Raw genomic sequence first — 17651 nt, forward strand, 5'->3', positions numbered from 1 at the left:
CGTTATCCACCGTGAAAGAAATGAGAACCTCATTTTTTATCCGGCCTATAGCAAAGCAAAAATAAGCAGCGTCATACTGCGCCAATATGGATGAAAATAGTAATAAGCTGGTGCAAATGCGACCACTGACTTCGCCGCTAACTTTCATAAAGAAAAATATTGACCGTATAAAATCCAAATGTTAGACGCTGCCAGCAGGATATTTTTACCCTGTTTGCAAATTGACCGTTCAGGGGCGTTACCTTACTTTCTGATGCTGTTGCTATTCCTAATCAGAGACGGTAAGTCGTTATGTATCAGAGCCACTTTAATTTTAAAAATCCGCCATTCAGATCGATCGCCCGTTTATCCGGGGATTTTCTGGTGCCTTATCATCAGGATGTGTTCAACCTGTTGAAAGAGAAAACCCAGCAGGCGGGAATTATCGGGCTCTTTTGCGACGACGCCCCGCTTCTGGGTCACTTCAGCGATGCGCTAAAAACCCGCCACAGTAACGTCCTTGTTATCAATGCGTTTCCCAAACTGAGTGCCAGTAGCCTGCTGTACAAGCTCAATCCGGTAACGAAAGAGAGCAAGAATCGCCTGCAGGCGGTGGATGCCATCCTGCGCCAGTGGCACGAGGGAAAAGCGAAAACCAGAGTGCTGGTGATTTCACACGCCGAAGCCATGAAAGAGAGCTGCCGTGAAGTCCTGGGTACACTGCTCACGCGAGCCCAGGAGCTGAACTTCCGGCTCTCCGTGGTGCTGACGGGCACTGCGGATCAGGAAATCCTGCTTAAGCAACCTGAACTGCGCGAATATACACACACTCGTCATGTCCTGCGCCCCCTGACCTGCCGCGAATTCCTGGGCTATGTGCAGGCGCAATGCGAAGAACACGGCTGTGAAAATTCGCCGTTAACGCCGGCCCGCGTGCGCAAAATGCACACGTTGACCAAAGGCAACATCAGCAAACTTAACGAACTGGCGCACCTGTCAATGCTCGCCGCCTGGACGGAACGCGCGTCGCAGGTCAGCCCGCGTCATTTACGCCTGGCGGCGGGAGAGATCCTGCCCGCGAAAAAACACGGTAAGCGTCTGGCAACCGTGGGGCTGTTCGCATCGGTGCTGTTTGCCGCCTGCGGCTGGTATTTAACCTCATCCATCAGCGGGCATCTTCCCATCCAGCTGCCGGTCCCCGTCAGCTGGAAACAGCCGACGCGAAAAACGGAGGCGCCCGTGGTGCCGGTTATCGACAATGAAATGGTTAATCAGCCGGATGCGATGCACCAGCTCTATCTGATGTGGGGATATGACGCCTCGGCCGAAGATGCGCTGTGCCAGAACGCCGCTAAAGTGAACCTGATGTGTAAACAGGGGAACGCGTCGCCGGAGACGCTGGCGCAGGAAGGGTATCCGTGGGTCAGTGAACTGAAAACCAGCGGTCACCTTAACTATGCGGTGGTCGCCAGGGTCGGAGATACATCAATTGACCTGTTAATGAATAACCGGACCTGGCAGGTGAGCCGCAGCTGGTTTAACCGGCATGCGACCGGCAACTTCACCCAGTTGCACCGCCTGACACCGGAAGGAAAAGACGCGATCGGCGCGGCCAGCGACAGCAAAGACATGGCCTGGCTCGATCAGCAGTTAAGCCTGGCGCTGAACCAGCCCGAAACGCATGCCCGGATCTGGACCGCTGAGATGATGAAACGCACCCGTGAGTTTCAGCAAAAAATGCATCTGCACGTGGATGGCATCCCCGGCGAAGAAACGCTGATGCAGCTGATGCGCGTAACCAACAGCACGCCGAGCGTACTGATTCAGGCCACCCGCACTACCCCGGACGCAAAAATGCAGGAGAAGAAAGCCTAATGTCGACCATCTGCCTTGCGGCCCAGCGCAGCTATACAACCGGGGAAGCGGTCTGGTTTTCGTACCGCCTCCCCAGCCTGAAAAACGTATTCGGCAAAACAGCATTATGGATGGTCGGCCTTTGCGCCATGCTGGTTGTCGGCCTGTATATGCATGTCTACTGGAACATGCGCCACCCGGCGCCTGAACCGGTCAACGCCAGCGTTGCCAAACCGGAAACCCAGCTTTCGGAGATGCACTACGTGTATGTGAGTAAACCGTTCCCGCATCCGCAGCCTAAAGCTGCGCCAGTGCCTGTTGATGTTCCACCGATGCAGGATCTGCCGATCATCAGTGATGATGCCGACTGGCAGCAGGCGCCCGACGGCGCGGTGCCGCAAGGCCCCTCGCGGGATACCCTACCCGGAACTGAGGCGCATGAGCACGATACCGCCCCCGCCAGCACGAGCAGTGAAGAGTCATCATTAACGGAATTATTTAAACAGGCATTAAAAGAGCAGGAGCAGGATTATTCTCAAGGAAAAATTCCCGCACCGCCGGTTGACGAAACGCAGGATAATTCACAAGCAAGTGTTAAAAACAGTGAAAACAGCCGTTCCCCTTTCAGTGATAAAGGAGACCGGCGGGAGTAGGCATTAATATTTTTCAGGCAGTGCGGTGAGGTTAAGCAGTCGACCTTTTTCCACCACAATATATTGACCTTTTTTCAGATCGGAGAGGATTTTAATAATGGTGCTACGTGCCAGGTTAGTGTATTCCTGAATGTAATCATAAACGTTAATATCACGCTGATGCTGTACAATCAGGTCGTTGATCTCATATAAAAATTCACGAACAACAGAATATGCGCTGCGAGCGACCAGAATATCATCGCGCTTGCTCATCAGGCATATGTACCAGGAAAGCACTTTTGTCAGTTCAGGCCACAGGTTTTTCTCGGTCATCAGCTGGGCGAAGACCTCTTTCTTGATCGAGCGAACAACTGTATTCGACCGAACAAGGCCGTACATATGGGTGGCGTTGTAATACATCGACGACAGGCCGAAAATGCATTGCCCGGTAACGGTGAACAAGCACAGTTCGTCAGAGTCACGTCGAAATTCGACTTCGCCGCTGACAATAATATGAATTAAACCGGAATCAGCAGTGGAAATCTTCTGCCATTTTTTTAACGTTCTTTCTTCAACGCATGAGGTTGCAGAAATAATCTTTTCCATTTCATGTTGCGGACGTAATTTTTTTCCATAGATGCTTAACATTGTTATACCCGTTTTAAGATGTGATTTTAAAAAAACATGGCAACGGCATTCATACCGAACCATAAATATTTTCCTGATGAAAAACTCAAGAATAAAAAAAAGAGTAAAGTTTTTTATTCGCTAAATTGCTTAGCGTGCTATGTGTCCATCTTAAATCCGAATAATTTTAAGTCAATTAACTAAAAATGAAATGAGATTGTACTTAGGATTAATCTAATAGAAACTTGCGGAAATATACTCATTTGGGGGTAAGCCAAAGGTTTACCCCTGCCCGTATTTCTCTAAAAGTGCTTCGGCAATCGCCATGGTTTCAACATCCGCTACGCCATTCCATAACTGCGGACGGAAATGCATCTGGAACACCATGATGATGCGTTTTTGCTGTGCAGGCGTGCTGTTTTCTGGCACCTCGTAACCGTAGCGCGCCAGCAGATCGAGCAGTGCTGCGGTATCAACCTGCTGATAATGCGGTCGCCCGTTGATATAAAAATTTACCCGTGCCGGTTCGGGCCAGGCTCCGATGCCCTGCTGCGCCAGCTCGCGCCACGGAAACTGCGGGCCAGGGTCGTCTTTACGCTGCGGGGCGATATCCGAATGGGCCACAACGTTCTGCGGTTTAATGTCGTAGCGGGCGATGATGTCTCTGGCAAGCGGGATCAGCGCCGCAATTTGCCCCGGTTCGAAGGGGGTAAAGGTTTTCACGCCATCGGTTTTCCGCCAGCCGCGGTTTTCCAGCTCAATGCCGACGGAGGTATCATTTATGCGGTTGGTCCCACGCCAAAAGCTAATACCTGCATGCCAGGCCAGCTCGCTCTCCGGCACCAGCTGCCAGATACGCGGTTTGCCCTGCGGAGCTGGGGGCTTTGCGGGGATGAGATAGTGAGAGCTGACGTTTTTATCGGTCAAGGTCGCAAGCGAGGTGTCGAAATCATCGGCGGTGTAATGGATCACCAGCACCTTTATGCGCGGGTAGGCCGCCTGCGCCTGATGGCGCGTATCAAGTTCGTACGCGCCTTTATCAACAATGCCCTCTTCCGAGGCGCATCCTGCCAGCAATAATGCCAGCAGGAGGGTTGAGAGCGAACGCTTCATCGACGGGTTTTCACCGCCGTGCCGCTTACGCTCACCATCAGCATGCTGGCATCTTTCCCGACCGTTTCGTAGTCGATATCAATGCCCACCACCGCATCCGCGCCCAACGCTTTGGCCTGCTCGCCCAGCTCCTTAAACGCAATGTCACGCGCTTTACGCAGTTCTTTCTCGTAGGCACCGGAGCGCCCGCCGACGATATCCCGAATGCCGGCAAAGAAGTCCCGGAAGATGTTGGCGCCCAGAATCGCCTCACCGGTGACCACGCCGCAGTACTCGGTAATGGGTTGACCTTCCAGGGTTGGTGTTGTTGAAAATTGCATACTTCCTCTCCGTCTTTAGCGTTCAATGCGTTAGCAACTGCATTATCGGTTCGTTACGCTATGATTGAAAGGATAGTTAATAAATAAGGAAATCAACATGCGCTACTCTGCTTTAACGCTTTTAGTGCCCTGCGCGCTGGTGCTCAGCGCCTGCACTACGCCGGTCACGCCAGCCTTTAAGGATATCGGTTCCCGCAGCGGCCCCTGCATTGAGGGCGGCCCGGACGCCGTGGCGCAACAGTTCTATGATTACCGCATTCAGCATCGCGGTAATGACCTCACCGCCCTGCGCCCGTACCTGAGCGATAATCTGGCGAAACTGCTTAATGACGCCTCGCGCGATCCGCAGCAAAATGTGCTGCTTTCATCCGATCCGTTCTCCAGCCGCGCCACGCTGCCGGACAGCGCCGACGTCGCCAGCGCGTCCACCATTCCGAATACCGACGCACGGAATATTCCTCTGCGCGTGAAGCTAACCCAGGGGACGCAAACCTGGCAGGATGAGGTGCTGATGATCCGTGAAGGCCAGTGCTGGGCAATAGATGATGTGCGCTACATTGGCGGCAGCGTTCATGCTCCGGCGGGCACCCTTCGCCAGTCGATTGAGAACCGCTAACGCATACGTTAAATAAACGTTAACCCCGTAAAATGTCCGGCATTTCATGCGGAATGCCGACATTTATTCTCGCCCCCCTTTCCCGTCGCTATTTTGTGCTATGTTTAAGAGGAAACACGGGTTATATTTAACTTTTAACGCAGAAATATTGCATAACTATTCTGTCAACGGTACTATCTGCGGCCTCAATTGCTATAGATTGCCTGGATGAGTAAAGACTGCCCCGATGAGTATTAAACTAAACGGCATTAACTGCTTCTACGGCGCACACCAGGCGCTGTTCGACATTACGCTGAGCTGCCCGGAGGGCGAAACGCTGGTTTTGCTCGGCCCAAGCGGTGCGGGAAAAAGCTCCCTTCTGCGTGTTTTAAATCTGCTTGAAATGCCCCGTTCGGGAACGCTGGCCATCGCCGGTAACCATTTTGACTTCGCGAAAACCCCTTCTGATAAAGCGATTCGTGAACTGCGTCAAAACGTGGGCATGGTTTTCCAGCAATATAATCTCTGGCCGCATCTGACGGTGGTGCAAAACCTGATTGAAGCCCCGTGCCGCGTGCTTGGCTTAAGCAAAGACCAGGCGATGGCGCGAGCTGAAAAGCTGCTGGAACGTCTGCGTCTGAAACCGTACAGCGACCGTTATCCTCTGCATCTCTCTGGTGGTCAGCAACAGCGTGTGGCGATCGCCCGTGCGCTGATGATGGAGCCAGCGGTGCTGCTGTTCGACGAACCAACCGCGGCGCTGGACCCGGAAATTACTGCCCAGATCGTGAGTATCATTCGTGAACTGGCGGAAACCAACATTACCCAGGTCATCGTGACCCACGAGGTGGAAGTGGCGCGCAAAACCGCCAGCCGCGTGGTCTACATGGAAAACGGGTATATCGTTGAGCAAGGTGATGCGAGCTGCTTCACCAACCCGCAAACCGATGCCTTCAAAAACTACTTATCACACTGATGTGTTAGGGAAATTATAATGAAAAAAGTATTGATTGCCGCGCTGCTTGCTAGCGTCAGCCTTTCCGCTACCGCAGCCCAGACCATCCGTTTCGCCACTGAAGCGTCCTACCCTCCGTTTGAATCCATTGATGCGAACAACAAGATTGTTGGCTTCGACGTGGACCTGGCAAATGCCCTGTGTAAAGAGATCGACGCGACCTGTACCTTCAGCAACCAGGCGTTCGACAGCCTGATCCCAAGCCTGAAGTTCCGCCGTATCGACGCCGTGATGGCCGGTATGGACATCACTCCGGAGCGTGAAAAGCAGGTTCTGTTCACCACCCCTTACTACGACAACTCGGCGCTGTTCATTGGTCAGAAAGGTAAATACGCCTCCGTTGACCTGCTGAAAGGCAAGAAAGTCGGCGTGCAGAACGGCACCACGCACCAGAAATTCATCATGGATAAGCACCCGGAAATCACCACCGTGCCGTATGACAGCTACCAGAATGCGAAGCTGGACCTGCAAAACGGCCGTATCGATGCGGTGTTCGGGGACACGGCTGTCGTGACTGAATGGCTGAAAGCGAACGACAAGCTGGCCGCCGTGGGTGACAAAGTGACAGATAAAGACTACTTCGGTACAGGTCTGGGTATTGCCGTACGTCAGGGCAACACCGAGCTGCAGCAGAAATTCAACGCTGCGCTGGAAAAAGTGAAGAAAGACGGCACCTACGAAACCATCTACAAAAAATGGTTCCAGAAGTAATTCCTGATGAATGAAATTTTTCCTTTAGCAAGCGCCGCCGGGATGACCGTCGGCCTTGCCGTTTGTGCACTGATTATCGGCCTCGTACTGGCGATGTTCTTTGCGGTGTGGGAGTCCGTTAAGTGGCGCCCTGTCGCATGGCTCGGTTCAGCGCTGGTAACTGTGCTGCGTGGACTGCCGGAAATTCTGGTGGTCCTGTTTATCTATTTCGGCTCCTCACAGCTGCTGTTAACGCTGTCGGACGGCTTTACGATTAATCTCGGCTTTGCGCAGATCCCGGTGCAAATGCAGATTGAGAACTTCGACGTCAGCCCGTTCCTGTGCGGCGTAATTGCGCTCTCCCTGCTCTATTCGGCCTATGCGTCACAAACGCTGCGCGGCGCGCTGAAAGCGGTACCGCAGGGACAGTGGGAATCCGGTCAGGCGCTGGGCCTGTCGAAAGCGGCGATCTTCTTCCGCCTGGTGATGCCGCAGATGTGGCGTCATGCCCTGCCAGGGCTGGGCAACCAGTGGCTGGTACTGCTGAAAGATACCGCGCTGGTGAGCCTGATCAGCGTGAACGATTTAATGCTGCAAACCAAAAGTATCGCCACCCGTACGCAGGAGCCATTTACCTGGTACATCGTCGCGGCGGCTATCTACCTGGTGATCACGTTGCTGAGCCAGTACGTTCTGAAGCGTATTGATCTGCGCGCAACGCGTTTTGAACGGAGACCAGGCTGATGCTGGATTATTTACCCGAACTGATGAAAGGGCTGCACACCAGCCTGACGCTGACCGTTGCGTCTATCATCGTAGCGCTGATCCTGGCGCTGTTCTTCACCATCGTCCTGACGCTGAAAACGCCGGTGCTGGTGTGGATTGTCCGTGGCTACATTACGCTCTTTACCGGTACGCCGCTGCTGGTGCAGATCTTCCTGATTTACTACGGTCCAGGGCAGTTCCCGTCGTTACAGGAATATCCGGTTATCTGGCATTTGCTCTCTGAGCCATGGCTCTGCGCCCTGATAGCTCTCTCACTGAACAGCGCGGCCTATACCACGCAGCTGTTTTACGGCGCGATCCGCGCGATCCCGGAAGGCCAGTGGCAGTCCTGCGGTGCGCTGGGCATGAGCAAGAAGGACACGCTGGCGATCCTGTTGCCATACGCCTTTAAGCGTGCGCTCTCTTCCTATTCCAACGAAGTCGTTCTGGTGTTCAAAAGCACCTCTCTGGCCTACACCATCACCCTGATGGAAGTGATGGGCCACGGGCAGCTGCTGTACGGACGTACCTACGACGTGATGGTGTTCGGTGCGGCGGGTCTGGTCTATCTGGTGGTCAACGGTCTGCTGACGCTGATGATGCGTCTTATCGAGCGTAAGGCGCTGGCGTTTGAGCGCAGGAATTAATCACGCCAATGCATAAAACGGTATTGATTGAGCGGGTAACCTGATGGGTTATCCGCTTTTTTTTGCAACAAAGGTAATATCTAATCATTTTTATTGCATATAAATTCAGTAGATGGCATTGTATATCCAGGCCGCAGACACGGCGCATAAATAAGACAGACGGGAGCATTACAATGAAAAAGTTAGTTCTGGCCGCATTACTCGCAACCTTCGCCGCAGGCGCATCCGCCGCAGATAGAATCAATTTTGGCGTTTCTGCCACCTATCCGCCGTTTGAATCGCTGGATGCCAGCAACCAGATCGTCGGCTTTGACATTGACCTGGCGAAAGCGCTGTGCAAGCAGATGCAGGCCGACTGCACCTTTACTAACCACGCGTTTGACAGCCTGATCCCGTCCCTGAAATTTAAAAAATACGATGCGGTGATCTCCGGCATGGATATCACCCCAGAGCGCAGCAAGCAGGTCGCGTTCACCGACCCGTACTACGCGAACTCTGCGGTAGTGATTGCGAAGAAAGGGGCTTATAAGTCTTTCGACGAGCTGAAAGGCAAGCGCATCGGCATGGAAAACGGCACCACGCACCAGAAATATCTCCAGGACAAGCATCCTGAAGTGAAAACCGTGGCCTATGACAGCTACCAGAACGCAATTATCGACCTGAAAAATGGCCGTATCGATGGCGTATTTGGCGACACCGCGGTGGTGAATGAGTGGCTGAAAACCAACCCGCAGCTGGGTACAGCGACGGAGAAAGTGACCGATCCGCAGTACTTTGGTACCGGCCTCGGCATCGCGGTACGTCCGGATAACAAGGCCCTGCTGGAAAAACTGAACGGCGCGCTGAAAGCGATCAAAGCTGACGGCACATACCAGAAAATCAGCGAGCAGTGGTTCCCGCAGTAATCTCTTTTTGCCGGGTGGTCTGGCCTACGGGGGTGGTCTGTAGGCCGGGAAAGCGCAGCGCCACCCGGCAATTTCTCATAGCGGCACAAAGAACCTGAACCGCGCCCCGCTCACGGACTCCATCAGCCTGATCCCGCCACCGTGCAGCTCCAGCATTCTCTTCACGATTAACAGCCCTAATCCCCCACGGTTCTCCCGCGACGCCTGAGGATTTAACGCTGACGGTCGCTGGAACAAATCGTCGCGCAGCGAGGCATCTACGCCCGTACCATTGTCTGCCACTTCGACCTGAAGTCGTTCATTCTCCTGCCAGACCGCCAGACGAATTTCTCCGCCGCTCGGCGTATGACGGATGGCGTTATCCAGAAGATTAGTGACCACGCGCTCGATCATCGACACGTCGGCGTTCACCAGCGGCAATCGCCCCGGCACATCAATACGCAGGTTCACCTCGCGCGTGCGGGCGGTAAGTTCAAACTTCTGCGCCACGTCGGAAATCAGTTCAGCCATGGCAAAACGCTCGCGCTGGGGCTTGATGCCGCCGTGCTCAAGACGCGCCAGCTCGAACAGCTGCTGCGACAGATGGCGTACCTTTTGCCCCTGACGCAGCGCGGTAGCGAGGTACTGCTGATGCTCCTGCGGCGACAGCGTGGCGGATTTCAGCGACAGCGTTTCCAGATAACCCAGCAGCGACGTCAACGGGGTGCGTAAGTCGTGCGAAATGTTGGCGATAAACTCCCGGCGCTGGCGGTCGCTGTCGGCCAGCCGATCCCACTGAGAGGTGATTTTGCGCGCCAGCTCGATAAAGGTATTGCGCAGGATCGCCACTTCATCCTGGCCGGCAGGCTCGAGCGGCTGGGCCGCCAGCTGCTTAATCGCGCTGATGCTGTCCTGCTCCAGCCCGGCCACGTCCAGCGTGAGCTGTTTAACCGGGCGCGTCACCCAGTACCAAAGCAGCAGCCCCGCCAGCAGACCAAACAGCGCCACCAGCAGCATCGACCACAGCGCCGTACTCCAGAGCGCTTTGTGCCAGGCCATCTCCGCCAGCGCGTTGGACTCCTCCCCCTGCAAAATAATGTACAGATACCCCTTCAGCTCGCCGTCCTGTCGCAGCGGGGTGGCGCTGAAGACTTTCTTATTCTGGCTTCGGGGATCGTCGCCAAACACCGGCATCACCGTCCCGCTCAGGAAATTCTGTATCGGCGCGAGGTCAATTTTTTGCCGCTGAATGTGCCCCGGCGGGGCGGCATCGGCCAGGATATCGCCATCAGGCGAGACAACATACAGCTCGACGCTCGGATTAAAGGTCATCAGCCGGTCGAACAGCGGCTTTAAGGCGCTGCGATCCACCCTGCCCTGCGAATCCAGAATCGCTTCCCGCTGCGCAATCTGCTGCGCCAGCCCGCCTGAGAGACGCTGCACCATCGCATTGCCGTACTGCATGCTAACGTAGAGCTGCACCGCACAGGCGACGGTGGCGCAGAGCAGCAGTAACACCGTAAACAGCAGCGTCAGGCGCTGGCTCAGGCTAAAGCGACGCATCATGATTCTGCTCCGCAAATTTGTAGCCTTTACCCCAGACGGTGCGAACGATCTCCGGCTCGGCGGCATCTTTCTCTATTTTGATGCGCAGGCGGTTAATATGGGTGTTGACGGTGTGTTCGTAGCCTTCGTGCTGATACCCCCACACCTGCTCCAGCAATGCCAGCCGTGAAAAGACCTCTCCGGGATGGCGGGCAAAAAAATAGAGCAGTTCAAATTCACGCGGGGTGAGATCGACGTGTTGACCGTTAAGACGCACGGTGCGCGCCAGCGGATCGATAGTCAGACCGTGCGCCTGAATAATGCCGTCCGTCTGCGCCTGGCCCATCGCCTGCTGTCGGCGGAACAGCGCCTTAATGCGGGCAATCAGCTCCTGCACCGAGAAAGGTTTTGCCAGATAATCATCCGCCCCGGTTTCCAGGCCGGTAATACGGTCAGTTTCACTGCTGCGGGCGCTAATGATGATAATGGGCAGGTAGCGGGTCATCTGGCGGATACGGCGGCAAATCTCCAGACCATCAACATTCGGCAGCATCAGATCGAGGATCACCGCGTCCCACGGCTGTTTTTCCAGAAGCAGTAACGCCTTTCCCCCGTCCGGCTCGTGGGTAATGGCGTAGCCTTCATCTTCCAGGTTAAGACGCAGGAGTGCAGCGATATCGTGGTCGTCTTCTACCAGCAGGATCTGCTTCATGGGTAAGCCTTCAATCATTTGTTATGACGTAAGCTTACCTGATTTCGAGCGGGGGAAGAGTTCACATTTTGTTTAAGATTTCACGAGCAACGTCAGCACTTCGTAATGCGCAGTGTGCGGGAACATATCAAAGAGCTGAACGCGCGCAATGCGGTAGCCCGGCAGGCTGGCGATATCCTTCGCCATGGTCTGCGCGTTACAGCTGGAGTAGACGATGTACTCCGGCGCCATCTGGCTCAGGTAGTCGCAGAGCGCCTGGCCGATACCCCGGCGCGGCGGGTTCACCAACACCAGCTCCGGCACGTTGCCCTGGCCGGTGGCGAACCGGGTCGAGTCCAGCGCCTGGAAGTGCAGATTCGTCAGCCCCAGCTGCGCGGCGGACTGTTTCGCGCAGGCGATGGCCTCCGCAGAAATTTCAATCCCGGTGAGCTGCATGTCTGGCGTGGCACAGTGCAGGCCAAAGCCGCCGACGCCGCAGAACAGATCCCACATGTGATGAACCTGTAACGCACGCACCCAGTCGCGCGCGGTCGCGTACAGCGCGCTGGCGACGGTGGGGTTAGTCTGGAAGAAGCTTTGCGGACGGATCCACAGCGGCACGCCGTTGAAATTCTCCGCCAGCGCATGCTGTTCGGTGAAGAAAATCTCTTTCTCTCCTTCCATGATCGCCATATGCACCGGCTGAATATTAGCGGTAATGACCTTGAGCTGCGGAAGCTGTTCCTGCAGCCACGGCAACACCGCGCGAAGCTGCTCCAGTTTGGTTTCCGAACGCAGCACAAAGCGCAGCATCATCCCGCCGTCGATTTGGCTTTCAGTCAGCAGAAGGTACTTAAGCTCGCCGCGCCTGCGGGCAACGTTATAGGGCGTTAACCCCGCGCGGGCGATAAAGGGTTTCAGGGCGGTAAACACCGGCTCAAACGAGGCGGGATACAGCGGACAGCCGGTGAGATCGACGGGCGTGCCGTCACGGTGCAGCATGCCCAGCAGCGGCTTTTCGACGCTGCCGCTGACCACCATTTTGGCTTTATTACGAAAGCCCTGCTCCGGCCCGCTGACGGGTGCGCACCACTCGCCCACCGCGTGTGCTGCCAGCAGCTGTTGCAGGTCGGCCATTTTGGCGGTGAGTTGTTGAGGGACCGGCTGTTCTATCCACTGACAGGAGCGGCAGCGTCCGGCGTCATAGAGTGCGCACTGCATATGAAAACCTTAAGAATCACGAGGGCTGCGATTATACACATTATTGCAGGCGGAAGAACCGCCGACTGGAGGCGGGAACATAGAGCAGGCAGAGCACCAGCATGTCCGGCAATTTTTGCATCACTAAGGAATGGAAAATCTCGCGGCGGGAGCCGCCGGGTATGCTGAACAGCTCCGGATAGCCATAGCCCAGCGAGGCGGCCCACAGATAGCTGGCGGCGGTGATCTGCGTAAGAAAATATACCCAGCGCGCCCAGTTGCGCCCCTTTACCAGCGAGAACGCACAGTAGATCTCAATAAACACCAGCATCAGGCTGCTGAGAAACACCAGCGTCAGATTCCACGTCTGCGCGCTGCGGTGAATGAACTCCCCCATGCCTCGCGGGCCCAGCGTGTTCATAATCATCAGCACATCCAGGCAGCGGATCATAATAATGGCGAGCGCCGCCACCTGCACCAGCGCAGGGACGTTCGGACGGGCGTGCGAATGACGTGTTTTTTGCAAGAATCCCAATGTTTTTACTTCCCTGAAAAACAGTGCCGCGTCATACGCGGCACATCACTGGAAATAATAATTCCTTCAGCCGCGTCTTGCACGCTGGATATCGCGCACGCGCTGCTTTTCCGCGCGCGCCATCAAATACCAGGCGATAAATCCGACAATTCCGACCACGCCGAGGATGATGGAGGCCAGGGCATTAATCTCCGGATTCACCCCCATGCGCACGCTGGAGAAGACCAGCATCGGCAGCGTCGTCGCGCCCGGCCCCGACACAAAGCTGGCGATAACCAGATCGTCGAGCGAGAGCGTGAACGCCAGCAGCCAGCCGGAGATCACCGCCGGCATAATCATCGGCAGCGTAATGATGAAAAAGACCTTCAGCGGCGTGGCGCCGAGATCCATCGCCGCCTCTTCAATGGAGCGATCCAGCTCGCGCAGCCGCGAGGAGATGACCACCGCCACATACGCCGTACAGAAGGTGACGTGCGCCAGCCAGATGGTGAGCATCCCGCGATCCGCTGGCCAGCCGATGGCGTGCGCCAGCGCGACAAACAGCAGGAGCAGCGACAGACCGGTGATGACGTCCGGCATGACCAGCGGGGCGGTGATCATAAACGCAAAACCATTTGCTCCGCGAAAACGGCCGAAGCGCACCATCACCAGCGCGGCAATCGTGCCCAGCACGCAGGCCATCGTCGCCGCCAGCGCCGCAATGGTCAGGCTCAGCCCCACCGCACTCATCATCGCATCATCGTGGAACAGCTCGCTGTACCAGCGCGTCGACCAGCCCGCCCAGACGGTGACCAGCTTAGAGCTGTTGAACGAGTAGATCACCAGCATCAGCATAGGCGCGTACAGGAAGGTAAAGCCGATAATCAGGATCAGAATTCGCCACGGGGAGCGTACTACCGGTAAGTTGTTCATCCGTGGTCTCCCATCTGTTTCTGCTGATGTTTGTGGAACCACATGATCGGCACGATCAGCAGCAGTAACATGACAATCGCCACCGCCGAGGCCACCGGCCAGTCGCGGTTATTGAAAAACTCCTGCCACAGCACGCGGCCAATCATGATGCTGTCCGGCCCGCCGAGCAGTTCGGGGATCACAAACTCCCCGACCGCCGGGATAAACACCAGCATCGATCCGGCGATGATCCCGCCTTTTGTGAGCGGCACAATGACGCTGAAGAACGTCTTCAACGGGCGTGCGCCGAGATCCAGCGAGGCTTCCACCAGCGAGTAATCGATTCGCGTCAGCGCCGTATAGATTGGCAGCACCATAAACGGCAGATAGGCATAGACAATCCCGATATACACCGCAAGGTTGGTATGCAGGATCGTCAGCGGCTGGTCGATCACCCCAAGCCACAGCAGGAAGTTATTCAGTATGCCGTTATTCTTCAGGATCCCCATCCACGCGTACACGCGGATCAGGAAAGATGTCCACGACGGTAAAATGACCAACAGCAGTAAAATATTTCGCGTCGACGGCTTGCTGTGCGCCACTGCCCACGCCAGCGGGTAGCCCATCAACAAGCAGCAGATCGTTGAGATCGCCGCAACCTGTAACGACTGTAAATAGGCTTCGAAATAGAGCGGATCCTCAGTCAGTTGCAGGAAATTCCCAAGATTTAAGGTCAGCGTCAGCTGCCCGTCGGCCCACTCCCACAGATCGGTATACGGCGGGATCGCCCGCGCCATCTCCGCCAGGCTGATCTTAAAGACGATCAGGAACGGCAGCAGAAACAGCAGGATCAGCCAGATATAGGGCATGGCGATGACCAGCTTGCGGCCATGCGCCATCTGCACGCGCGCCAGCCAGTGCGAGAAACCGCCCGGTTTTTTGACGCGGGCTGGAGGTTCAAGTGTGCTCATGACCGCTCCTTATACCGTCAGGACTACGCAACTGTCCGCATCCCAGCACAGGCTCACTTCGTCGCCCCAGGTTGGCTGTCCCTTGCGATACCGGTGTTCGTTCTGTAACTGGGCGCTGAGCATCTGGCCGCTTTTCAGGCGGACATGGTAAATCGACAGATCGCCGAGATAGGCGATGTGTACCACTTCGCCCACGGCAAAGTTATAGCCATCGGCGGGCGGCTCATCGCAAAGCATGATTTTTTCCGGGCGCAGGGCAACGTAAACCGGCACGTTGTCCACCACGGAATTATCAGAATCAACCTTAAGCGGGTGCACCAGCCCCGGCGATTCAATCACCAGACCGTCGTCCTGGCGTTCCTTCAACAGCCCTTCGAAGACGTTTACCGAGCCGATGAACTCCGCGCTGTAGCGGGTTGTCGGGTGTTCGTAAATCTCCTCCGGCTCGCCTATCTGCACGAACTTACCGCGATTCATGATCGCAATGCGCCCGGCCATGGTCATCGCCTCTTCCTGGTCGTGCGTCACCATCACGCAGGTCACCCCTACGCGCTCAAGGATATCCACCACTTCCAGCTGCATCCGGTCGCGCAGCTTTTTATCCAGCGCGCCCATCGGCTCGTCGAGCAGGAGTAATTTCGGCCGTTTGGCCAGACTTCTTGCCAGCGCCACGCGCTGACGCTGGCCGCCGGAAAGCTGATGCGGCTTACGCTTCGCGAACTCCTGCATGTGCACCAGGCTCAGCATCTCCGCCACGCGCGCGGTGATTTCGGCTTTCGGCAGTTTGTCCTGCTTCAGGCCGAAGGCGATGTTCTGCTCGACGGTCATGTGCGGGAACAGGGCATAGGACTGGAACATCATGTTAATGGGCCGCTGGTACGGCGGCACGCTGGAGAGGTCTACCCCATCCAGCACGATCTGCCCGGCGGTAGGTTGTTCAAACCCGGCCAGCATACGCAGCAGGGTCGATTTACCGCAGCCGGATGCGCCGAGCAAAGCAAAAATTTCACCTTTGTAGATCGTCAGGCTGACATCGTCCACGGCATGCTGGCCGTCGAAGGATTTGGTGAGGTTTCGAATTTCAAGAAGCGGGGTCAGCGCTTTACGGACTTTCGCCTGCGGGCGGGGGATCGCGTCATTCACGGGGTGCTCTCCGGCATAGATCAACACTGGTGCAAACGCACCGTCAGGGTGCGCATCGCCGGGCGGCGCTAACGCTTGCCCGGCCTACGGGATTTGTCGGCCCGGTAAGCGACAGCGCCACCGGGCAACGATATCAAACGCCGTTACTTACCGCTTTTCACCTTGGTCCACGCGCGGGTACGCACACGGTCAATTTTCGGTTCCTGCACTTTCAGGGTGAAGAGCTTGGCAAACACATCGGCTGGCGGGTAGATCGCCGGATTATTGCGGATTTCTTCGCTCACCAGCGGCACGGAGGCCTTGTTACCGTTGGCGTAGTAGACGTGGTCGCTGATGTGGGCAATCACTTCCGGACGCATCAGGTAGTTGAGGAACTGATACGCTTCCTCTTTGTTTTTCGCATCAGCCGGCATCGCGAAGACGTCGAAGAACGCCAGCGCCCCCTCCTTCGGAATGAAGTAGGAAACATTCACACCGTTTTTCGCCTCTTTCGCACGGTTCGCTGCCTGCCAGACGTCACCCGCCCAGCCAATGGCCACGCAGATATCCCCGTTAGCCAGGTCGTTGATGTACTGAGAGGAGTGGAAGTAGCGAATATTCGGACGCAGCTTCAATAGCAGGTCGGTCGCCGGACCGGTGTAGTCGTCGGCCTTGCTGCTGTTTGGATCTTTGCCGAGATAGTTAAGCACGGTGGCGAAAATCTCTTCCGGCGCATCGAGGAAAGAGACGCCGCAGCTTTTCAGCTTCTCGAGATTTTCCGGCTTCAGCACCACGTCCCAGCTGTCCAGTTTGACGTCCGGGCCCAGCGCCGCTTTGACTTTATCCACGTTAAAGCCAATACCAGTGGTCGCCCACAGGTAAGGCATGGCGTATTTGTTGTCCGGATCATGCTTCGCCACCAGCTTCAGCACTTCCGGATCGAGGTTTTTCCAGTTCGATAACTTGTTCTTGTCCAGCGGCTGGAAGACACCGGCGGTCAGCTGACGCTCCAGGAAGCTTGCAGAGGGCACCACCAGGTCGAAACCGGTACTGCCCGCCATCAGTTTGCCTTCCAGTACTTCGTTGGAATCGAATACGTCGTAGACAACCTTAATGCCGGTCTCTTTTTCAAAATTCGCGACGGTGTCCGGCGCAATATAGTCAGACCAGTTATAGACGTGCAGCGTTTTTTGTTCCGCAGCGAGCGTGCCGGCAGAGACGGCCATCAGAGCACCCGCAACCAGACCCGATAACCATTTTTTATTCAAGGCGATCATATTGTTATTCCTTCTGAAAGCTCGTTAACAAACGAACCAAAACTGTGCAGCCTGAAGATATGCAATATTCATGCATAGTTTGTCGCTCTGCCCGAAATAAAATACACCCCTCTTCCCGGCAGGTTCCGCTCGCTTTTTTAAGCACCGCAAGAATAACTGTAGCCCGTGTCTCCGGCTATAGCCCAGACGAAAAAACGCCTTTTATCAATTTTTTATGCAGATTATGTCTACGTGATAAGCCGAAATGGCCCGAGAGGAGGTGAAAAATTCTTTAAAGAAAGGTTAAAAGCAGCAGAAA

General features: G+C 55.6%; 19 protein-coding genes. 8 read left to right on the top strand and 11 right to left on the bottom strand.

All coding sequences use genetic code 11. The annotated features are described in order from the left end of the window. The first annotated feature begins 291 nt into the window (after nt 1-291). Both ACOT0L_RS10670 and ACOT0L_RS10675 read left to right on the top strand, forming a co-directional pair. A complete protein-coding gene (locus ACOT0L_RS10670; protein WP_045623350.1) occupies nt 292-1854 on the top strand; it encodes an ExeA family protein in 1563 nt (520 codons plus the stop codon). Continuing rightward, entirely contained in the window at nt 1854-2486 is a 633-nt protein-coding gene (locus ACOT0L_RS10675) for a hypothetical protein (protein WP_046618474.1), read from the top strand. The genes ACOT0L_RS10670 and ACOT0L_RS10675 overlap by 1 nt, the downstream gene beginning before the upstream one ends. Nucleotides 2487-2489: 3 nt before the next feature. Here the strand turns inward: ACOT0L_RS10675 and ACOT0L_RS10680 are convergent, their stop codons facing one another. The 3 genes from ACOT0L_RS10680 to ACOT0L_RS10690 form a co-directional block, all read right to left on the bottom strand. Next, nucleotides 2490-3113 (bottom strand): helix-turn-helix domain-containing protein, encoded by a 624-nt coding sequence (locus ACOT0L_RS10680; protein WP_022647582.1) that lies wholly within the window; start codon nt 3111-3113, stop codon nt 2490-2492. A 261-nt stretch (nt 3114-3374) separates the two neighbouring features. Further along, entirely contained in the window at nt 3375-4205 is an 831-nt protein-coding gene (locus tag ACOT0L_RS10685) for an N-acetylmuramoyl-L-alanine amidase (protein ID WP_046618480.1), read from the bottom strand. Then, nucleotides 4202-4525 (bottom strand): heavy metal-binding domain-containing protein, encoded by a 324-nt coding sequence (locus tag ACOT0L_RS10690; RefSeq protein WP_003858361.1) that lies wholly within the window; start codon nt 4523-4525, stop codon nt 4202-4204. Before ACOT0L_RS10690 ends, ACOT0L_RS10685 begins: the two co-directional genes overlap by 4 nt. A 97-nt stretch (nt 4526-4622) precedes the next feature. On the opposite strand from ACOT0L_RS10690, the gene ACOT0L_RS10695 reads away from it, so the two are divergent. The 6 genes from ACOT0L_RS10695 to artJ all read left to right on the top strand — a co-directional run bounded on the left by ACOT0L_RS10695 (nt 4623) and on the right by artJ (nt 9142). After that, nucleotides 4623-5141, top strand: coding sequence for a lipoprotein (locus ACOT0L_RS10695; protein WP_126503645.1), 519 nt, complete (start codon nt 4623-4625; stop codon nt 5139-5141). A gap of 226 nt (nt 5142-5367) precedes the next feature. Continuing rightward, a complete protein-coding gene (gene artP, locus ACOT0L_RS10700) occupies nt 5368-6096 on the top strand; it encodes an arginine ABC transporter ATP-binding protein ArtP (RefSeq protein ID WP_006809439.1) in 729 nt (242 codons plus the stop codon). Between the two features lie 18 nt (nt 6097-6114). After that, entirely contained in the window at nt 6115-6846 is a 732-nt protein-coding gene (artI, locus tag ACOT0L_RS10705; RefSeq protein ID WP_006174322.1) for an arginine ABC transporter substrate-binding protein ArtI, read from the top strand. A gap of 6 nt (nt 6847-6852) precedes the next feature. Then, entirely contained in the window at nt 6853-7569 is a 717-nt protein-coding gene (gene artQ, locus ACOT0L_RS10710) for an arginine ABC transporter permease ArtQ (protein ID WP_003858367.1), read from the top strand. Further along, nucleotides 7569-8237: an arginine ABC transporter permease ArtM gene (gene artM / locus ACOT0L_RS10715; RefSeq protein WP_022647579.1), complete on the top strand. Its 669-nt coding sequence runs from the start codon at nt 7569-7571 to the stop codon at nt 8235-8237. The genes artQ and artM overlap by 1 nt, the downstream gene beginning before the upstream one ends. 173 nt (nt 8238-8410) lie before the next feature. Further along, on the top strand, nt 8411-9142 hold the full coding sequence (gene artJ / locus ACOT0L_RS10720) for an arginine ABC transporter substrate-binding protein ArtJ (RefSeq protein WP_126503641.1): 732 nt from the start codon (nt 8411-8413) through the stop codon (nt 9140-9142). A 75-nt stretch (nt 9143-9217) separates the two neighbouring features. Here the strand turns inward: artJ and ACOT0L_RS10725 are convergent, their stop codons facing one another. From ACOT0L_RS10725 to potF, 8 genes are all read right to left on the bottom strand, one after another. Next, entirely contained in the window at nt 9218-10687 is a 1470-nt protein-coding gene (locus tag ACOT0L_RS10725) for a sensor histidine kinase (protein ID WP_032624570.1), read from the bottom strand. Continuing rightward, a complete protein-coding gene (locus tag ACOT0L_RS10730; protein ID WP_038417008.1) occupies nt 10671-11378 on the bottom strand; it encodes a response regulator transcription factor in 708 nt (235 codons plus the stop codon). The genes ACOT0L_RS10725 and ACOT0L_RS10730 overlap by 17 nt, the downstream gene beginning before the upstream one ends. 72 nt (nt 11379-11450) lie before the next feature. Continuing rightward, the gene (gene rlmC / locus ACOT0L_RS10735) at nt 11451-12578 is read right to left on the bottom strand and encodes a 23S rRNA (uracil(747)-C(5))-methyltransferase RlmC (RefSeq protein WP_126503639.1); all 1128 of its coding nucleotides are present in this window, start codon (nt 12576-12578) and stop codon (nt 11451-11453) included. 40 nt (nt 12579-12618) lie between these two features. Beyond that, the gene (locus ACOT0L_RS10740; RefSeq protein ID WP_087878582.1) at nt 12619-13116 is read right to left on the bottom strand and encodes a YbjO family protein; all 498 of its coding nucleotides are present in this window, start codon (nt 13114-13116) and stop codon (nt 12619-12621) included. A 42-nt stretch (nt 13117-13158) separates the two neighbouring features. Next, on the bottom strand, nt 13159-14004 hold the full coding sequence (gene potI, locus ACOT0L_RS10745) for a putrescine ABC transporter permease PotI (protein ID WP_022647574.1): 846 nt from the start codon (nt 14002-14004) through the stop codon (nt 13159-13161). Further along, nucleotides 14001-14954: a putrescine ABC transporter permease PotH gene (potH, locus tag ACOT0L_RS10750; RefSeq protein ID WP_022647573.1), complete on the bottom strand. Its 954-nt coding sequence runs from the start codon at nt 14952-14954 to the stop codon at nt 14001-14003. Before potH ends, potI begins: the two co-directional genes overlap by 4 nt. Before the next feature lie 9 nt (nt 14955-14963). Further along, nucleotides 14964-16097 carry a putrescine ABC transporter ATP-binding subunit PotG gene (potG, locus tag ACOT0L_RS10755; RefSeq protein WP_017693732.1) on the bottom strand — a complete coding sequence of 378 codons (1134 nt, stop codon included), beginning with the start codon at nt 16095-16097 and terminating at the stop codon, nt 14964-14966. Nucleotides 16098-16240: 143 nt separating this feature from the next. Further along, on the bottom strand, nt 16241-17353 hold the full coding sequence (potF, locus tag ACOT0L_RS10760; protein ID WP_022647572.1) for a spermidine/putrescine ABC transporter substrate-binding protein PotF: 1113 nt from the start codon (nt 17351-17353) through the stop codon (nt 16241-16243). Between the last annotated feature and the right edge of the window lie 298 nt (nt 17354-17651).

This window comes from Enterobacter cloacae complex sp. XAL002 (assembly GCF_049236805.1).
Classification (GTDB): Bacteria; Pseudomonadota; Gammaproteobacteria; order Enterobacterales; family Enterobacteriaceae; genus Enterobacter; species Enterobacter intestinihominis.

What these genes read in the sequence shown, in the direction of transcription:
- ACOT0L_RS10670 (WP_045623350.1), top strand. Translation starts at nt 292, where the DNA reads ATGTATCAGAGCCACTTTAATTTTAAAAATCCGCCATTCAGATCGATC.
- ACOT0L_RS10675 (WP_046618474.1), top strand. Translation starts at nt 1,854, where the DNA reads ATGTCGACCATCTGCCTTGCGGCCCAGCGCAGCTATACAACCGGGGAA.
- ACOT0L_RS10680 (WP_022647582.1), bottom strand. Translation starts at nt 3,113, where the DNA reads ATGTTAAGCATCTATGGAAAAAAATTACGTCCGCAACATGAAATGGAA.
- ACOT0L_RS10685 (WP_046618480.1), bottom strand. Translation starts at nt 4,205, where the DNA reads ATGAAGCGTTCGCTCTCAACCCTCCTGCTGGCATTATTGCTGGCAGGA.
- ACOT0L_RS10690 (WP_003858361.1), bottom strand. Translation starts at nt 4,525, where the DNA reads ATGCAATTTTCAACAACACCAACCCTGGAAGGTCAACCCATTACCGAG.
- ACOT0L_RS10695 (WP_126503645.1), top strand. Translation starts at nt 4,623, where the DNA reads ATGCGCTACTCTGCTTTAACGCTTTTAGTGCCCTGCGCGCTGGTGCTC.
- artP (WP_006809439.1), top strand. Translation starts at nt 5,368, where the DNA reads ATGAGTATTAAACTAAACGGCATTAACTGCTTCTACGGCGCACACCAG.
- artI (WP_006174322.1), top strand. Translation starts at nt 6,115, where the DNA reads ATGAAAAAAGTATTGATTGCCGCGCTGCTTGCTAGCGTCAGCCTTTCC.
- artQ (WP_003858367.1), top strand. Translation starts at nt 6,853, where the DNA reads ATGAATGAAATTTTTCCTTTAGCAAGCGCCGCCGGGATGACCGTCGGC.
- artM (WP_022647579.1), top strand. Translation starts at nt 7,569, where the DNA reads ATGCTGGATTATTTACCCGAACTGATGAAAGGGCTGCACACCAGCCTG.
- artJ (WP_126503641.1), top strand. Translation starts at nt 8,411, where the DNA reads ATGAAAAAGTTAGTTCTGGCCGCATTACTCGCAACCTTCGCCGCAGGC.
- ACOT0L_RS10725 (WP_032624570.1), bottom strand. Translation starts at nt 10,687, where the DNA reads ATGATGCGTCGCTTTAGCCTGAGCCAGCGCCTGACGCTGCTGTTTACG.
- ACOT0L_RS10730 (WP_038417008.1), bottom strand. Translation starts at nt 11,378, where the DNA reads ATGAAGCAGATCCTGCTGGTAGAAGACGACCACGATATCGCTGCACTC.
- rlmC (WP_126503639.1), bottom strand. Translation starts at nt 12,578, where the DNA reads ATGCAGTGCGCACTCTATGACGCCGGACGCTGCCGCTCCTGTCAGTGG.
- potI (WP_022647574.1), bottom strand. Translation starts at nt 14,004, where the DNA reads ATGAACAACTTACCGGTAGTACGCTCCCCGTGGCGAATTCTGATCCTG.
- potH (WP_022647573.1), bottom strand. Translation starts at nt 14,954, where the DNA reads ATGAGCACACTTGAACCTCCAGCCCGCGTCAAAAAACCGGGCGGTTTC.
- potF (WP_022647572.1), bottom strand. Translation starts at nt 17,353, where the DNA reads ATGATCGCCTTGAATAAAAAATGGTTATCGGGTCTGGTTGCGGGTGCT.